13 protein-coding genes are annotated in these 17,714 nt (G+C 47.6%); 9 read left to right on the top strand and 4 right to left on the bottom strand.

What is annotated here, in order from left to right:
* Positions 1-6 precede the first annotated feature (6 nt).
* The 4 genes from ACUUHJ_RS30395 (at position 7) to ACUUHJ_RS30380 (ending at position 5,354) form a co-directional block, all read left to right on the top strand.
* A complete protein-coding gene (locus ACUUHJ_RS30395; RefSeq protein ID WP_472300883.1) occupies positions 7-642 on the top strand; it encodes a beta-mannanase in 636 nt (211 codons plus the stop codon).
* Positions 643-655: 13 nt separating this feature from the next.
* Positions 656-1,921 carry a TRAFAC clade GTPase domain-containing protein gene (locus ACUUHJ_RS30390; protein ID WP_016739559.1) on the top strand — a complete coding sequence of 422 codons (1,266 nt, stop codon included), beginning with the start codon at positions 656-658 and terminating at the stop codon, positions 1,919-1,921.
* Positions 1,921-4,395: a GAP1-N2 domain-containing protein gene (locus ACUUHJ_RS30385; RefSeq protein WP_472300881.1), complete on the top strand. Its 2,475-nt coding sequence runs from the start codon at positions 1,921-1,923 to the stop codon at positions 4,393-4,395. The genes ACUUHJ_RS30390 and ACUUHJ_RS30385 overlap by 1 nt, the downstream gene beginning before the upstream one ends.
* A 224-nt stretch (positions 4,396-4,619) precedes the next feature.
* Entirely contained in the window at positions 4,620-5,354 is a 735-nt protein-coding gene (locus ACUUHJ_RS30380; RefSeq protein WP_289675143.1) for an MBL fold metallo-hydrolase, read from the top strand.
* A gap of 87 nt (positions 5,355-5,441) precedes the next feature.
* Here the strand turns inward: ACUUHJ_RS30380 and ACUUHJ_RS30375 are convergent, their stop codons facing one another.
* Positions 5,442-6,068, bottom strand: coding sequence for a cupin domain-containing protein (locus tag ACUUHJ_RS30375; protein ID WP_289675142.1), 627 nt, complete (start codon positions 6,066-6,068; stop codon positions 5,442-5,444).
* 129 nt (positions 6,069-6,197) lie between these two features.
* On the opposite strand from ACUUHJ_RS30375, the gene ACUUHJ_RS30370 reads away from it, so the two are divergent.
* Positions 6,198-12,113 carry an AAA family ATPase gene (locus ACUUHJ_RS30370; protein WP_472300880.1) on the top strand — a complete coding sequence of 1,972 codons (5,916 nt, stop codon included), beginning with the start codon at positions 6,198-6,200 and terminating at the stop codon, positions 12,111-12,113.
* Positions 12,114-12,164: 51 nt separating this feature from the next.
* Here the strand turns inward: ACUUHJ_RS30370 and ACUUHJ_RS30365 are convergent, their stop codons facing one another.
* The 3 genes from ACUUHJ_RS30365 to ACUUHJ_RS30355 form a co-directional block, all read right to left on the bottom strand.
* Positions 12,165-12,521, bottom strand: coding sequence for a response regulator (locus tag ACUUHJ_RS30365; RefSeq protein ID WP_472300879.1), 357 nt, complete (start codon positions 12,519-12,521; stop codon positions 12,165-12,167).
* 195 nt (positions 12,522-12,716) lie between these two features.
* A complete protein-coding gene (locus ACUUHJ_RS30360; RefSeq protein ID WP_015893867.1) occupies positions 12,717-13,079 on the bottom strand; it encodes a carboxymuconolactone decarboxylase family protein in 363 nt (120 codons plus the stop codon).
* Between the two features lie 87 nt (positions 13,080-13,166).
* Positions 13,167-13,841 (bottom strand): Crp/Fnr family transcriptional regulator, encoded by a 675-nt coding sequence (locus ACUUHJ_RS30355; RefSeq protein WP_087350557.1) that lies wholly within the window; start codon positions 13,839-13,841, stop codon positions 13,167-13,169.
* A gap of 200 nt (positions 13,842-14,041) precedes the next feature.
* Here ACUUHJ_RS30355 and ACUUHJ_RS30350 point away from each other — a divergent pair, with 200 nt between their 5' ends.
* The 4 genes from ACUUHJ_RS30350 (at position 14,042) to ACUUHJ_RS30335 (ending at position 17,704) form a co-directional block, all read left to right on the top strand.
* A complete protein-coding gene (locus tag ACUUHJ_RS30350) occupies positions 14,042-14,809 on the top strand; it encodes a DUF4097 family beta strand repeat-containing protein (protein ID WP_472300878.1) in 768 nt (255 codons plus the stop codon).
* A gap of 248 nt (positions 14,810-15,057) precedes the next feature.
* A complete protein-coding gene (locus ACUUHJ_RS30345) occupies positions 15,058-16,011 on the top strand; it encodes an ABC transporter permease (RefSeq protein ID WP_472300876.1) in 954 nt (317 codons plus the stop codon).
* Positions 16,008-16,949 (top strand): iron chelate uptake ABC transporter family permease subunit, encoded by a 942-nt coding sequence (locus tag ACUUHJ_RS30340; protein ID WP_472300875.1) that lies wholly within the window; start codon positions 16,008-16,010, stop codon positions 16,947-16,949. Before ACUUHJ_RS30345 ends, ACUUHJ_RS30340 begins: the two co-directional genes overlap by 4 nt.
* The gene (locus ACUUHJ_RS30335) at positions 16,946-17,704 is read left to right on the top strand and encodes an iron ABC transporter ATP-binding protein (protein ID WP_289675131.1); all 759 of its coding nucleotides are present in this window, start codon (positions 16,946-16,948) and stop codon (positions 17,702-17,704) included. Before ACUUHJ_RS30340 ends, ACUUHJ_RS30335 begins: the two co-directional genes overlap by 4 nt.
* The last annotated feature ends 10 nt before the right edge of the window (positions 17,705-17,714 follow it).

The following is a 17,714-nucleotide window of genomic DNA, read 5'->3' as shown; positions in this document are numbered from 1 at the left end:
TGAATCATGATTAATCGGGAGGAAACAACTGAAACCTTCATCAAGGATGTCACCTGCCAGTATCAAGGAAGCGAATACGTGCTCAATTGGCATTGGGCGCAGGATATTCCGTGCGTGTACGTACACAAGTCGCAGTTTGGCGCCCCTTTTGACATAAGCGAGCTGGATGATCGTCAGTTCAAGCTGTATACCCGAGAGGAATACAAAGTCCACAAAGGGCTGCGGGAAAAAACAGACGGCATCGGCAGGTACACATACCGAATCTTTCCTTGCCGATTGGAAAATGGCAAGCCACTACTGCTCATGCCAGACGGGGATGCCCATGTGATCCACGTCAGCACAGGAAAGGCCAAAATCTATTACTCATTCAAACGGGGCGGAAGCTGGTTCAGCAAGTATCAATCGTTGCAGATTCGCATTTTTTCAGAGATTCCGATCGCGCGGGACGTACTCTGCTACGTAAAAAAAGAAGGCTCTCCTCCCGCCCACAAGGATGACGGTACCCGATACAATTTCATTCGTGATCTCGAGCCCGGTGTCAATCTGATGCCGGAGATCGAGGTCAGGAAAAAAGACGTCGTCCGTCTGTTTTTTACGGACGGGAAAAAATACGGAGAAATGTACGAACTGATTCCTGAATAGGAGGGGATGCGCCATGCTGTCGTTTTTGAAAAACATGTTTGAGAAGAAGCCGCAGGTCAAGGAACGGCTTCCTTTTTACGATATTGTCTGCCCGTACTGCTTCGCCAAATACGGACCGGACCAAGTTGTCTTTCGTGCCACGCATCATCGCCAGGACGACGAAGACTACGCGTTGCAGGAGGATGAGATTCTCAATGCGTATCGGGATAAATTCGGACTGGATGCCATCGATGAGCTAGAAGCGGTGATCGATCCAGAATCCATCCCGTCGGAAAACCATTTGTACGTCGATAACGTCCTCGCAGGTGTGACTGACCGGTATGGCATGGTTTCCAAGCGCAGACTGTGCCCGAAATGCCACAACGAGCTGCCGATTACGGCGGGGAAAGCGCCGAGCAACATTATTTCGATTGTCGGGGCGTCCCAGGTCGGTAAGTCCGTTTACATGACCTCACTGATTCATACCTTGCAGAACACGACTGCGAATCACTTCGATGCCGCGTGTATGCCGCTCAATGCGCAGATTAGCCGCAAGTTCCGGGAGAACTATGAGGCACCCTTGTTTGAGCGCGGACAGCTGCTTGATTCCACGCAAAAAGAAAAGCGTCAGGAGCCGTTCATCTTCCAGTTCATTTTCAAGGATAGCGATAAGGCACCATTGATCCTGGTGTTTTTCGACGTAGCAGGCGAAGGAATGGTCGACCGCGAGTATTTGGAGCTGTATGCTGCGCATGTGAAAAACTCGTCTGGCATCCTGTTCCTGGTCGATCCTCTGCAAATCAAGACCATTCGTGATCGGGTCATGCTGCAAGCTGGGGATGAGCCAGGGGAATTCACGGCAAGGTACGACGAGCCGCGTGAGGTTGTCATTACGCTGTTTGAGAACTTCATCGGTTATCAGGAGCAGAGCAAGACCCATATTCCGACCGCTGTCGTGTTGACGAAGAGCGACATGCTGCATCTGATCAAGGAAGACGATGGTGAATACATCAAGTCCAACAGCAATGTTTTCCGCAATTTTGTCCATGAACAATATTTAAATACGGCTGAATTTGAGAACATCGATGGAGAAATCCGCCGATTCATCGAAAAGGTGGATAGACCGTTTAAAGACGCGTTGGATGTTTACTTTACGAATACGGCCTATTTCGCTGTATCTGCGCTGGGGAGCAATCCAGTCAATCAAAGGGTAAGTGGTGTCGTGACGCCGATTCGCGTCGATGAACCGTTTATTTGGTTGATGCACCAGCTTGATTACATCGAGGGGAGGGAGCGGTAGTGAGCAACCGTCAGCCCATTTTGCAGCAGTACTACACCCGCGGGCGACAAGGGGTTTTCCGTTCGAACGAAGGATACGATACTGTCGCCAAAACGCCAGGGCTGGATAACCAATTCATCAAGAAGACGCTCCATCCGTTTTGCGTATACGATGCGCCGCGACAGCTTCAAGAGCGGGCGGAAAGCAATCTGGCGCTCTTTCCGGAGGCGCTTGTCAGCTTCCAAGCCGAATCAGGAGAGATGGTTCTCGGTAGAAGTGTATTTGTCGGAGCGGACTTTACCGGGCAGCGCAATACGTTTTTCAGCCACAACTATGTCATTCCGGTAGAGCGTCGAGATGAGTTTATCAAGAATCCGAGCAAGATCTTCGGAGTGCGTACTTTTGCAGATCGTCACGACGATGCAGCAGGTAAGGAGCTTCCTACCGTCGATGATATCCCTTCAGAAAAAGGCTTGCCGCAAGATCGAAAACAACTGCTAGGGCAGCTGGGTGTCGATGAGCGTTTATTTAAACAGCTCCTCTTTGCAGTGATGTCCTCGCTCGCTGCGAAAAAGAAGGTGTTCATCAGCCTGGATGTGGATATTAGTGTCTCATCCAAGAGTGCTGCTCATTTGTTGGAGATTTTGTACAGTTGTCTGCCTTATGAGATGCGCAGACATTTTGGTTTTCTCACTTTTAGCAATGAGCCGCAGAGCAAGAAGCATATCCACGTCACGTTCGTAGAAAAAGGAAGCCTACGCCCAGGCGGGGGACACAGCGACAAAGACTTTTTGTTCGACTTCTCCCTTGGTCGCGTTCAAAACGTCGATTTGCAGGACGGGGGACACGAATACCTCGACTTTGCCTGGGAGTATGTCAATGAGGCACGGCTTCTGGATGCCTTCCACGATTTTTGTGAGGAAGTGCTGGTTGGAGCGGACCATGCACTAGCCTTGAACCTTCGCACGTATTATGAGCTGTGCGCACTGTATTTGATTGAAAAGGGACGAACGTCCGTGTATGAGAGCAAGCGGGCGGGCGTTTGGCAGGCGTTGAACAGCTACTTGGGGCACAGTAGCTTGACCCGCAAGAAACGGCTGATCGAGCTTCAGGAAATGCTGATGCGGATCGAAATAGAGGCGCTTTCGTCCAAACGGCTGCCCGACGGCGAGACGATCAAGCAAATGATTGAATCCTACCGGGTCACCAAGCAGGAACGCTTGCAAATGGATTTGATCCGCTTCCTGATGGACGTGTTGATGAAGGCCAAGACCGCAAGACAGAGCAGCTACGTGGCAGAGGTGTACAAGCATTTGTCCAGCAACCGGGAGCTGTTTGGCTTCATGATGCGGACGATTTTCGGTTATCCGCAGTTGGTGAAGCCGCTCTTTGAGGATTATATGACTGAGCGGGTATCCGCCGTGACCAGCTTGGACCAGATGCTAAAGGAAATCCGGTTTTGGTCAGAAACAGAACCGCAAGCGATGCGCAATGCCGTCTTTATTGCTACGACAACAGAAAAAGTTTTGCGTCTCTTTGCACGGGAACGTCAAAAGCTCGCTGCCGCCATTACCATCCACCAGTTCTTTGAAAACATCGATGGGGCACGCGGCTATGCCGATGAGCTGTTGGACGAGCTGGACAAGTCCTTGATGAAGCTCGTCGCCCTAGACACGCTATCCAAGGATGATTTCCAGGTTCTCATCGCCCTCTTAGAGGAGAAGCCACAGAGCTTTTTCGGAACGCTGGATATGGAGAGTCGCCACAAGCAAGAAATGCTCATGAATCTGGCGAAGCTGCATGAAGAGAGAAGCACGACACATCCGGCAGAGTTTTTCCGAAAATGGGATCGGGAAGCGATTTCTATGCAACAAAGAATGATCCAGAATATGTTGAGTAAACCGCTCCATGCAGACGAGTTCCCACAGGTCCCACTGGTCTTTTACCGGGAAGATCATTTTGGTCAGGAAGGATTCCAGTTTGCTGAATTGCTAGGGTATGTTCAGCAAAATGGTGGGGAAGCCGTTACATTGTCTTTTATCCAATGGACGATGAGCCAGCGGATGTTTTTCGAAGGGAAGTATTTGCTGCCTGCATACAGACAAGCATTGAAGGTCTTTTTCCTTGAAGAGAAAGGCAAGAGATTGCGGGATAAAGAATGGCGAAACCGGTGGTATGCGATCAGAAATGCTGATTTCCGCAAGCTTTTGGACGAGGTACGCAGCGAAACAGCTAATCCGCTCGTGAAGCTGTTTCGGCACAAAGCCACGGTGATATCCAGCGCGGTTGTCTTGTTAGGTGCCGGAGCATGGGGAGGCTATATGGTTTGGGGAGGTACGAGTACGCACGTACAGCCACCTGAAACACAGCCAGAACCGACTCGCCCATCGGCTGTGTTCGTACCGGTTTATCGGTTGATGGTGGACGAGCCTGACATCCAACCTGTGGATGGTGCTCTTGGGGAGCGAAGCCAAGATGCATCCACGGGTGGGTAGCCCGTTCAGACAACGACACCCTAAGAGAATAGAATGCCAACGCGGTCTGCTCGGGTAGGAGCGACCGCGTATTTTGGGGGTCTTTTTTGTACAAGAAGACGTCTTGAAAATTCATTGACAAATATTTTTATTTGTGGTATAATTAAATATTTTTCTGTTGAAAAACTCCTCACTCCGTGATAAAAAGTAGTTGTGCGAAGAAATGATGTGAGGAGGAATAGGGTATGAAAGCAAACACAGGTGTGAAAATGATTCCGCTACAAGGAGAGGCATTTGGCAAGCCGATGGTGATCTATCCCACCTTGCTTTGGGATGATGACCGAGCAGTATTAGTAGATACAGGAATGCCGGGTTCATGGGAGACCATTCGTCAGGAAATGAGCCGCGCTGGCATACCACCTGAGCGTTTACAGGCTATCATTTTGACACATCAGGACCTTGATCATATCGGCAGTCTTCCAGAAATTGTTCGTGAGCTTGGCGGACAGGTTGAAATATACGCGCATGAGCTAGATCAGCCGTACATCGAAGGCACACGCCCACTCCTCAAAGCAGACCCCAAAAACATGGCTCCTTTACTTGCGATGTTGCCTGAAAAGGAGCGCGAGTACTTGCAATGGCTTTGTGAAAATCCGCCCAAGGCAATGGTGCACAAGACACTGGCAGACGCAGAGATTCTGCCGTATTGTGGGGGAATCCGCATCATTCATACTCCCGGACATACGCCGGGGCATATCAGCTTATATGTACAAGATAGCAAGACCTTGATAGCAGGCGATGCTATGGTGTACATGAACGAAGCACTGCGAGGACCGATTCCGCAAAACACTCTTGATATGGAAGTGGCAGTAAACTCATTAAAAAAGTTCGAGAACTTGGAAATTACTAGTATCATTTGTTATCATGGAGGCATGTGTCAAAACAACGTGCAAGAGCAGCTCTATGCTCTGTTGCGGTGAAGTAGTTACCTGATCCTGCAATATGTGGATATAAGAAGCGTGGAGGACACCAGAGCTGGAGTAATCCCTATGGTGTCTTTTCTCATTTTATCCCTGTAACGTCTTTTGCGCTGTTTGCTCGACCTCGGAATGGGAGACTGGTGCATCTGGAGAGGTTTTGTAGTACTTTTCCAGCGACTTATCTGAGCCTGTCCAACGAGCCAATGCAGCGAGCACAGCGAACATGCCTTTTTGCAGGAAGCGCGGAATGATTGGGAGGTAAAACTCCCCCATTTGAAAGATCGTTCCCAAGAGGAGAATATTTTTCGGGATATTTTGCTTGATAAACGGCAAATAAAAGCTGCGCCCGTCTGTGTCGAGCCCGTATCCACAGCGGACAAATGCTTCAAAAGTACCTGCCGGACGGATTTCGACATGGAAGCTGACGAATTCGTTAGAGGGATTGTGGAACCCATGAACCTTGTCTGTCGGTATGTTTAGCTTCTCTCCAGGCTTCAAGATTACCTTTTTTCCATCGATGGTTACCTCTAAGTTTCCAATTACACCTTCAAAGGTTTCGACAAGTTTTGTATGATAGTGTAGAAAAATCCCATTATCCGGTGGAAGATCGGTACGAAATAACAAATATTCGCCATTGGTTTCTTCCGTTGTCTTTAAAAAGGTGACCACTTCATTATTGTGCGGGTTGCTTACACTGCGACTTAGATTTGACAAAACTATACCTCCTTGAAAAATAGTAAAAAGAGATTATATTAAGACAGAATATAGATTAAATATAGATTATTTGTTCCGGGGCAACAATTAAAAAGATAGGATGTTCTACCTAAAGATGGAGTGGATAGTATGAGCGGCATGATCGTGGTTCCAGGTTATAGGGTGGCAGAGTGTCTTTCCACTCATTCAAAATTGGGAATTTATCGGGGTTACAGAAATGACGACAATCTCCCTGTCTTGTTCAAAGTACCGATGGAAGGGCCTTCCCATAAAGAATCTCTGTGGAAACTGAAGCATGAATATCGCATTCTTCAATCATTGGAATCCCATGCAGTGGAAACGATCATCGAACTTGTTAATCACAACCGTGAGACGGTAATGATTACGGAAGATTTCGGGGGAGTGCCGCTCTCCTTGCTTATGAAAATGAAAGGACTGTCGCTGAAGGAGATGCTCTTCCTTGCAGTCCGCATGGCTTCCTGCTTGAAGGAAATCCATCAGCACGGAATCATTCATAAGGATGTAAATTCCGATCATATCCTGGTTCATCCTGAAACCTATGAGGTAAAGCTTGGTAGCTTTGGGTTGGCGACGAAATCCCACCAAGAATACCAAAGTGTGATGAATCCAAAAGAATGGAAGGGAAATCTTCGCTACGTGTCGCCGGAGCAGACGGGGAGAATGAATCGCACCGTCGATTACCGTTCCGATATTTATTCGTTTGGTGTCACGCTCTACGAGTTATTGACGGGAAAGCTGCCCTTTTTAACTTCGGACATGCTTGAACTCATACATGCTCATATGGCGAGAAAGCCGCTCGCTCCCTCCAGTGTAAAACCATCCGTTCCAGAGATTCTATCGGACATTGTGATGAAGTGTCTGTCAAAAAATACAGAGGATCGCTACTTTAGCATGACTGGCTTACTGGCAGACCTGCAGCGCTGCTATGACCAGCTTGAACAAAACGGTTTGATTACGCCTTTTCCGCTTGCTTTAGAAGATCGTGCTGATCACTTGCGGATACCAGAGAGGCTGTATGGACGTGAGCAAGAAATCCAGATGCTCATCGATGCATTTGAGCAAGTCACGAACGGCGCTACGAGGATGGTTCTCCTCAGTGGGTCTGCAGGTGTGGGTAAGTCTGCCCTCGTGCTGGAAGCGCAAAAAGCGTTTTTAAGAGGCCGGGGACGTTTTGTTTCAGGAAAGTTCGATCAATATAATCAGGCCGTTCCGTATTCGGCCCTCATTCAAATCTTTCAGGATTTGATCAAGCAGTTATTGGCAGGCCACGAACGCGAGCTGCTCGCTTGGCGAGAGATGATCCTCGACGCCGTGCAAGGTCTTGGTCAAGTGATCGTGGATGTCATTCCACAGCTTGAAGCAGTGATCGGCAAGCAGCCCGCCGTACCTGAGCTGCCTGCAGCAGAAGCAAAAAATCGTTTTCAATGGGTGATGCAACGCTTTATTCGGATTTGGGCGCGTCCAGAGCATCCGCTCGTCTTGTTCCTGGATGATTTGCAGTGGGCGGACTCTTCTTCGCTTTTCCTGATTCGAGAGTTGATTGCAGATAGGCAGATCAGTCATTTTCTATTGATTTGCGCTTATCGTGAGCATGATGGCAGTATGATGAATCCGTTGATTGCCATTTTGACAGAGACAGGTATCAAGAGCCGCATTTTGCGCCAATTCACGTTATTGCCGCTTCGAGAACACGAATTCAATGCGTTAGTAGCGGATACATTGCATAGCGATACGGACATGACGAAGCCGCTGGTTACGATTATCATGCAAAAAACAGCCGGGAATCCGTTTTATGTAAGGGAATTCATTAAGACGCTGTATGATCGGAACTTGTTGTGGTATGGGAGAGAAGAGCGGAACTGGCAATGGGATTTGGTCGAAATCGAGAAGTTGGGTACAACGGAAAATGTGGCCGATCTTCTCGTAGAAAAAATGAGAAGACTGCCTGATTCTACTCAGCAGCAGCTCGCTTATGCTGCTTGTTTGGGCAATTCGTTTTTGCTTCATTTGATAGCCAAGTCACGGAATCAAACAGAGTCAGAAGCCATTCAGTATATCTCGCCTGCGATTGAGGAAGGTCTCATCTATCCGATTGAAGGAGCGGAATATCTGACATACGCTGCGCTCGTGGAAGAAGAAGTGGCGTCTCAGATGAGGATTCGTTTCCGTTTTGTGCATGATCGAATTCAACAGGCCGCCTATTCGTTGTTAGCAGAGGCAGAGCGCGGTCAGATTCACGTCAAGCTGGGCAGAATGATGTGGGAAATGTCCCAAGGAAGCGAATCTGGCTTCCTGTTCGAAATTTGCGATCATATGTATCGGGGCAAAGAGATGCTGGAGGATCAAGCGGAGCGCATGCATGTAGCGCACTGTCATTTGCTCGCTGGACAAAAGGCGAAATCCTCTGCGGCATTTGAATCGGCCTTGCAGTATTTCCAGCGCGGTCTCGAGCTGATGGGGGAAGAGGGCTGGCAGCACAATCATGATCTGACCATGGAGTTGTGTGCGTTGTCTGCGGAGACGACGTACCTCTGTAACCAATTGGATGAGGCAAAACAATTGTTCGAACGCGGGATGCAGCATGCCAAAACAGACCGGGAACGCGTTCGCATTTTGGAAATGGAAATTCGCATGTATACGCGATTGGCTGAATTTCCGCGAGTCATGGAGATCGCAAGCGAAGCCTTGGGGTTATTAGGCGTACCGATTCCGAAAAAGCCTGGCAAGCTCGATATCATTATGGAAATGTTTCATATCAAGCGCCGCCTCAAAGGCAGAAAAATAGATGAGTTGCTGTATTTGCCGGATGTTCCCGATGAAAATTATCAGATGGCGATGAGTATCATCAGCTACGCCGGTCCATCTGCTTACTTTGTCAATCTCAATTGGTTTGCTTTAACGATTTTGCGTGCCCTTCATCTATCACTCGTGCACGGAAACGCAGTCGCTTCGGCAAATGGTTATACCGGTTACGGGATCGTACAAGCTGCTCAATTCGGAAAATATCGAGAGGCTTATGAATTTGGACAATTGGCTTGCCGTGTAGCAGACAGCTTCGCCGATCCGATTGCCATGACGAAGGCGTATGGCGCGTTTGCCCTACTGATCAATCACTGGTGCGAGCATGCGCGGACGAACATCCCTCTCCTGAAAAAAGCGATTCAGCTCGGCTTGGACGGCGGGGGCAACATTTATGCTGCCTATAATGCCCATGGGCTTTTGGAGGCCATGCTCTATTGTGGTGTGCCAGTGGAAGAATTGGAGCAGCAAATCGAGGAATACAGCGATATGATTCAACAAATCAAGGTCGTTGATCACGATGACCGGCTCCTGTTATTGCGCCAGGCGCTGCATACTTTTACAAGGTGGACGGACAATGAACGAACGGCGTTTTGCCATGATGGATTTGACGAAGTTGCCTATGTAAGTAACTTGCAAAAAGAAGGAAACAGCTACAAACGGTACATGTACTACTACTATAAATCGATGGTTCACCTCATGTACGGGAACCACCTGGAGGCAGCCCAGTTGCTGGCTGAAGCGGAGCAATGGATGGATTCAGTCAGCGGACAAGTACTTGTCAGCCAGCAAGTTTTTATGCAAACACTGGCATTGACGGGGCTCTATGAGAACGCCAACGGACAGGAAAAATCGAGGTATGGGAAAAAAATCAAAGCAAATCTCAAAAAGATGAAGACGTGGGCAAACGAATGCCCGGAAAATTTTCAGCACAAGTGGTTGCTGATGTATGCTGAGTGGCTCCGTGTGACTGAGAAAAAACAAGAAGCGGGTCCTTTTTACGAACAGGCGGTTCAACTCGCCAAAAAGGATGTTTTCTTGCAAAACGAGGCAATGGCAAATGAATTGGCTGCCCAGCATTACTTGGCACTTGGAATGGAAACGATTGCGAAGGCATACATGACGGAGGCGCACGAGGTTTACATGCTATGGGGAGCGGTCGCCAAGGCACGAGAGATTGAGGAACGGTACCCGTATCTTTTGCAACGGGTTAGAAGCTTGGGGGCTTCCGCCGAGATTGCCACGACTGACCAGACAGCAGACCTCGTCGATTTAATGAGTGTCATCAAAGCGTCGCAAACGATTGCTAGCGAGCTCCGCTTGGAAATGCTGTTGGCGACGATGCTGCGCACGGTGATGAGCAATGCAGGTGCGGAGAAAGGAATCCTCCTGCTGAAAAAAGATGGTGACTGGCTCATCGAAGCGGCAGGCTCTGTCGATTTGGATGTGGAGATTATGCAGTCTGTCCCGTATGAGCATAGTGGGATGCTCTCTGTAGCTGTCGTGAATTATACGATTCGTACAGAAGAGATGCTGGTGCTCCACAACGCTTCGGTTGAAGGCGTCTTTTTCCGTGATACGTACATTGCGAAGCACCAGCCGAAATCGATTCTATGCTCCCCGCTATGGCAGCAAGGAAAAATGATTGGTGTCATTTATTTGGAGAACAACGAGACGACACATGTGTTCAACGAAAAGCGCTCAGAGCCGCTCAGACTGATCTTCTCGCAAATTGCAATCTTTATTGAAAATGCGAGACTGTATCATCAATTGGAGCAATGGAATCAATCGTTGGAAAAGATTGTGACAGAGCGTACCAATGAGATTCAGGCACTTTTGCAGGAGAATAAAAATCTGTTAAACAATGCCGGACAAGGCTTCCTTTCTTTTTCAAAAAACCTGCTGGTCCATTCTGAATACAGTCGGGAATGTCTGCGGATTTTTGGGAGAGAACTGGCTGGAGTATCGGTTGCAGAGCTACTATACCCAGATCGTCCAGAGGACAGCGTGTTCATTAAATCTCTTTTGGAAAAGTACTTTGAAGCAAAAGACCAAGGGCAAAAAGAGCTGTATCTCAGCCTCTTTCCTACGGAAGTCCAGATCAATCAAATGCCGTTGAAGCTGGCATGTAAGCCGATTTATGAAGATCGGCGAGATTCGCCAGAGGGCTTGATGCTGATTCTGACTGATATGAGTGAGCAGCGGGCGCTCAAATCAAAGATGGAGCGAGAATGGCAAAGGTTGAATATGGTCGTAACGGTAGCGATTAGTCTCCCGCTCTTCCAAAAGGTACTGCGAGCTTTTAACGCTTTCTTTGAGGAGGGGTGGAAGCAGATCCTCGGAGGAGCGATGGCGGAGTCCGAGAAGCTATTCAAATTGGTCGCTCAAATTCATCAGTTTAAAGGTGACTTCAGCCAATTACACCTGATTCATACACCACAAAAGCTGCATGATTTGGAGTCGTGGTTGATTCAATGGGCAAAGTCCGAAGAACGCCTGTCCGACGAGGATGTGCGTGCCCAGCGGTCATTCGCAGAGGTTCAAGCTGCGATGCAACAGGATTTGTCGATCATGCAGCACAAGCTCGGGGTCGGATTCCTGAATCATAACGAGCATGTGCACACCATTGCAAAAGAGCGATGGGAAAGCTTCGAGCACGAGATTACCAGTCTGGTACAGGGGGAAGCTCAGCAGGAGCTGCTCCACCGCATCCGCAAGCTGCGTTATCGTCCCATGAAGGACATGTTGTCCCGTTATGAAGACTATGTAAGCGAGCTCGCTATCCGTCTGAATAAGACTATCGATCCGGTCGAATGGGATGTGGAAGAAGTACTGGTCGATCCGGAGCGATTCGAGAATTTTGCGAGGAGCCTGGTTCACGTATTCAACAATGCCATTGATCATGGAATGGAAGAAGAGCAAGAACGATTAGCATGCGGAAAAGAACGCAGCGGCAAGATTCAATGCCGCATTTGGCAAGAGGATACTTCCCTGTGCGTCACGATTCGTGATGATGGGCGTGGCGGAGATAGGGAAAAGCTGAAGCTGGCATTGGCTGAGGATGTCACGGTTCAAGAACATGCAAGTCTCGTATCGGGCAGAGGAATTGGCCTGTCCATTGTCAAACAAGAGGTTGAGCAGTTGGGAGGAACCCTCCAGGTTCATTCCCAAAAAGGAGAAGGGACCCGCTTTACCTTCCGAATCCCGTTGGAAGGAATTCACTAGATCCATAGAAAAAAACTGAGGCGACAGTGCCTCAGTTTTTTGTTTGATTGACTAAAGAGAATTCGTAATGGAAGCCAAAAGCCGTTCTTCATCGATCGGTTTTAGAATGTAATGGCGCGCTCCAGCGTTGATTGCTTCAAAAACGAGCGGCTTTAATCCGTTGGTGCTGACCATAATGATGTTGGCGTCGGGGAAGGTGCCGATGATTTTTTGGACGGTCTCTATGCCATTCATTCCTGGCATATTGATATCCATCGTCACCACGTCGGGGAGGTGGGCCGTATACTTTTGATAGGCGTCCAATCCATTCGTCGCTTCTGCAATGACTTGATGGCCCGCCCGTTCCAAAATGATTTTCATGTAATCTCGTACTACAAGGGAGTCGTCTGCTATCAGTATACGAGCCATAAAACCTCCTGTTTCGAAACGGTTAGTAATTCTTGGTAAGTGAGCATCCTGCTTTTACCATAACATTGATAGGAAAAATGTCGCAATCATTTGATCATAAAAAGTGTATAAACATACAAAAAAAACAAACGAATTCCAGCTTTTAATGAAACTGGATTCGTTTGTTTAGCTTTTCCAGATGGGTCATGTATTCGGTTAGCAAAAGCAATCTGGCTTGCCAGGAGCATCATGATAGGCGAGCAAGGCATTGACCCCATGACTTAAGATAGCACCGGAACGTGTCACTGCGGCAACGAGTAGAGCCTCCATAATTTCCTCCATGGTGCCGCCCAGTTCTTTATACTTTTTGACGTGAACATCGATGCAATAAGGGCAGCCAGTCACGTGAGCGACCACAATGGCAATCAACTCTTTCGTTTTGACCGGAAGCTGGTGGGATTGCTGGTAGATTTGCCGCTCGAAAGAAAAATAAGAAGCGGCAGCGTCAGGCGCCAATTTCATCAATTCTGGGATATGCGACAAATTTGCTGATTCATAATACGAACGTGCTTTTGACATGAAACATCCTCTCCCTTTTCATGGGTAGTCACTACGACTTTATTGTAGAGAGAGAAAATGGTTGCTTCTGTAACTTACTCACCAATCTCACCAATCACTAGGAAAAAGTTTTTCCTGGAGGGCATCACGGCGAATAGCTGTGATTCGGCCTCGGCCTAACTGAAGCCACCCGGCTTTTTCAAACTCCTTGAGTGACCGACTGATTACCTCTCGGGCAGTTCCGAGTTCTATGGCAATCGCTTCATGGGTGATGGAAAGATGATTGTGAGAATCTGTGGTACGACGGAGCAATAATTCGGCGATGCGGGCGTTGATCGGTTTAAACGCGATGTCCTCGACCAGAGATGTGACGGAGACCATTCGGTTGATCATGTTCCGGTAAATAAACTGACGCAAGTCCTTATAGTGATCCATCCAGTCTTTGAAAACATCTACAGGCAAAAGCAGCAGCTCGGTTTCCTCTTCTAGCTGTGCGGATGCTTCATAGCCCGTCTCACCTAAAATACTGGCCATCATGAGGACGCAGACTCCCCCGCGTTGTACCCGATATAACGTAACCTCACGTCCTGACTCGCTGATGATATAGATGCGGACCTTGCCTGACAATACAAAAGCGGCATGGGCAAACAGATGACCCTGCTGCATCGTAAGCTGGGGAGAAAAGCGTTCCACTGTTATGTCAGGATGGCGCCATGCGGCTTCCGGAACAAGGGAAAAGCACGGAAAAGCATCCGTCACAAGTTGGATTCGATTCAAGTCCATTGTTTTACCCTCCGCGACAACTCAATTAGAGAAATATGCTTACTTGTAGTGTAGGGAAAAGACGGGATCTCTACAATGGAATATCCGTCTGCGGACTGACGAGAGAACAACCCTGTAGCCTGATTTCTCTTCTACGCTGTTTTGCTACGATGTTAAAAGAACTTATCTTGTAAAAATAACCAAGTATCGAGGGGAAATAGATGAAACAAATGAAACGGTGGATAGGGGTTGGCCTAATTGCTGTGGGAATCGGCGTGGCCGGCTGCACGATCAACAATAACGTGATCAAAATTGAAGAAGAAAAAAGACAGCTTGAATTGCCTGCGGAGTCCATCGAGGCGTTGAATATTGTGACCGATTCGGGCGATTTGGTCGTCAAAGGTGATGGAAAAGCAACCGCGATTCATGTAGAGGCTGAAATCAAATCGAAAAATGTCAAACCCGAAGAAATCATCCTTACACTCGAAAAGGATGGGAATAACGCCGCAACACTACGATCCGAAGTGAACACAGATATCGGTTTTAACTATGTGGATATGACGATAACGGTAATCGTTCCTGCCAAGCTGCCGATAGCCCTTACCGATGGGTCAGGAGATATTGACATGACGAATCTAACAGGAAAGCTCACAATTGAGGATGACTCTGGTGATATTCGATTAACGAATACGAACGGAGAGGTAGAGATTCGTGACCAGTCCGGTGATATTAAGATCAAGGACGCGTCAGCCCTCAAACTGATCGAAGACGATTCAGGTGAGATCGTCATGGAAAACACGGGTGGAAACGTAGCGATTCACGATCAATCCGGTGATATGTATATTAGAAAGCATAAGGGTGATGTTACGATATCGGACCAAAGCGGTGATATCGTCATTGATACAGTCGAAGGAAATGTGCTGATTGAGAGTGACGGGAGCGGAGATCGACTCGTTCAAAACGTAACAGGCTCGTACACATCCAAATAATCAGGACCGTCAGGGTTTTTGCCCTGGCGGTTTTCTTGTTGTGGCGGTATTTTGACAGGTTGAGGAAGAAATTAGCCGACTAATGAAAAAAAGCTTCCCCTTCAGATAAAGAAGTGCTAATATAACTAAGGTGATTCTAATTGAGAATGAATCTCTTTATTAATGATTATGAGAATTATTCTCTCCGGTAAATGCTCGAGTTAATACGGAACATTACTCCATGAAAAAGTAAGAAGAGTAGGGACGCGATGAAAAAGAGATATTTGGTTGTAGCACTTATTTTGCTATCGTTCGTTTCACTTTTTATTGGCGTGAAAGATATATCCCCGTGGGAACTGTTTAATCTCACAGATGACAAAGTGCAAGTGCTGTGGATTAGCCGAATTCCGCGTTTGATTAGTATTATCATTGCAGGGGTCAGCATGAGTATCGCCGGATTGATCATGCAGCAGCTGACCCGAAACAAGTTCGTTTCTCCGACGACAGCAGGGACAGAGGACTCCGTTCGCTTCGGAATATTGGTTTCACTCTTGGTATTCGCTGATGCGAGCTCTTGGGTGAAGCTACTCGTTGCTTTTGCATTAGCTCTCTTGGGAACCTTTGTCTTTATGAAGATTCTCGAAAGAATCAAATTTAAAGACTCCATTTTCATCCCGTTAGTGGGACTGATGTTTGGAAACATCGTCGGATCCATCACGACGTTTTTCGCTTATAAGCATGACCTGATGCAAAACATGTCTGCTTGGTTGCATGGAGATTTCTCCACCATTATGAAAGGCAGCTACGAACTTTTGTACATAAGCATTCCGCTGGTGATTATCGCTTACTTGTATGCGAACAAGTTCACTATTGCCGGAATGGGTGAAGAGTTTGCCATCAACCTCGGGTTGAACTACAAGCATGTCGTCAACATTGGACTGGTCATTGTCGCTTGTGTGACTTCGGTAGTTATTCTCACAGTAGGGACAATCCCGTTTTTGGGGCTGATCATTCCCAACCTGGTTACGATCTACCTGGGAGATAACCTGAAAAAAAGCTTATCTCATACCGCTTTGCTTGGCGCGGTGTTTGTACTTGCATGTGATATCCTGGGACGCCTCATCATCTTCCCATACGAGATTTCTATCGGCTTGATGGTTGGGGTCATAGGCAGCGGGATATTCGTGTACTTACTCATGAGAAGAAAGGCATATGAACAATGAAAGCGAAGATAGCTGCCCTGTCGATTGTGGCCATTGCTTTGATAGCCATTTTTATGATGATTGACGCCGGTGGCAACTGGGATTACGTCCTTCCTCGGCGGGCTAAGAAAATTCTTGCCATTATTTTAACCGGTTGCATCATCGCCTTCTCTACGATGATCTTCCAGACCATCACGAACAACCGAATCTTGACGCCTAGCATCATCGGCCTCGATTCGCTCTATATGTTCATCCAAACATTTGTGATCTTTGTTTTTGGCTCCACCCATTTCACCTTGATGAACAACAACGTAAACTTTTTGATCTCGACAGGTGGGATGGTGCTTTTCGCAGGCTTGCTCTACAAATTCCTGTTTAAGAGGGAAGGGCAAAACATTTACTTCCTGCTTCTCATCGGATTGATCTTGGGCACATTGTTCAGCAGTTTGTCCACGTTCATGCAAGTGTTGATTGATCCGAATGAGTTTTTGGTTGTGCAAGACCGAATGTTCGCCAGCTTCAACAATGTAAAAACAGACCTGTTGATTACGAGCTTTGCTCTGGTCATCGGAATCATGATTTACTTCTGGCGATACATCAAGTACCTGGATGTGTTATCACTCGGTCGGGATCAGGCGATCAATTTGGGGATTCCGTACAATTTTGTCATCAAACGGTTCCTCGTCGTCATTGCCATTCTCGTATCGATCGCGACAGCGCTTGTTGGACCGATTACCTTCCTTGGACTGTTGGTAGCGAATCTCGCTCATCAGTTTATGAAAACCTATCAGCATAAATACTTGCTGGTGGGCTCGGCTTTAATCAGTGTGATTGCACTGGTTGGCGGTTTGTTGATTGTGGAGCGTGTACTTGCGTTCTCCACGACGCTTAGTGTCATCGTCAACTTTATTGGTGGGGTTTACTTTATCTATCTTCTGTTAAAGGAGAATAAAGCGTGATAGAAGTCCGGAATGTCACAAAACAGTATGGTAGCAAAAATGTCGTAGAAAACGTCTCTGTGAAGATTGCCAAAGGGAAAATCACGTCCTTTATTGGACCGAATGGAGCCGGAAAGAGCACGTTGCTGTCGATGATTAGTCGCCTATTGACCAAGGATCAAGGTGAAGTTTTCATTGAGGGTCAGGAGATTGGGCAGACAAAGAGCAGTGAGCTGGCAAAGAAAATCTCGATTCTCAAGCAATCGAACCACATAACGGTGCGGTTGACGATTCGTGAGCTGGTCAGCTTTGGTCGCTTCCCGTATTCACAAGGCAATTTGACAAAAGAGGATTGGAAGTATGTAGACGAGGCTATCCAGTATTTGGAGCTTACGGACATTCAACATAAGTACCTCGACCAGTTGAGTGGCGGTCAGCGTCAACGCGCTTACATCGCGATGGTTGTTGCCCAAAATACGGAATACGTCCTCTTGGATGAGCCGCTCAACAATTTGGATATGAAGCATTCCGTCCAGATCATGAAAGTGCTGCGACGTCTGGTAGACGAAAAGGGCAAAACGGTTGTCATTGTCATTCACGATATTAACTTTGCTTCCGTCTACTCGGATTATATCGTCGCTCTTAAGAATGGAAGGGTCGTGAAGGAAGGCACTACAGACGAGATCATCACCCAACCGATCTTGAAAGATGTCTATGACATGGATATCCGTATTGAAGACATTGAAGAAAATAAAATCTGTGTCTATTTCGCGTAAGCCCCATCTT

The organism is Brevibacillus schisleri, from assembly GCF_055685845.1.
The sequence above is the reverse complement of the archived record's forward strand: the minus strand, read 5'-3'. Positions and strand labels throughout refer to the sequence as shown.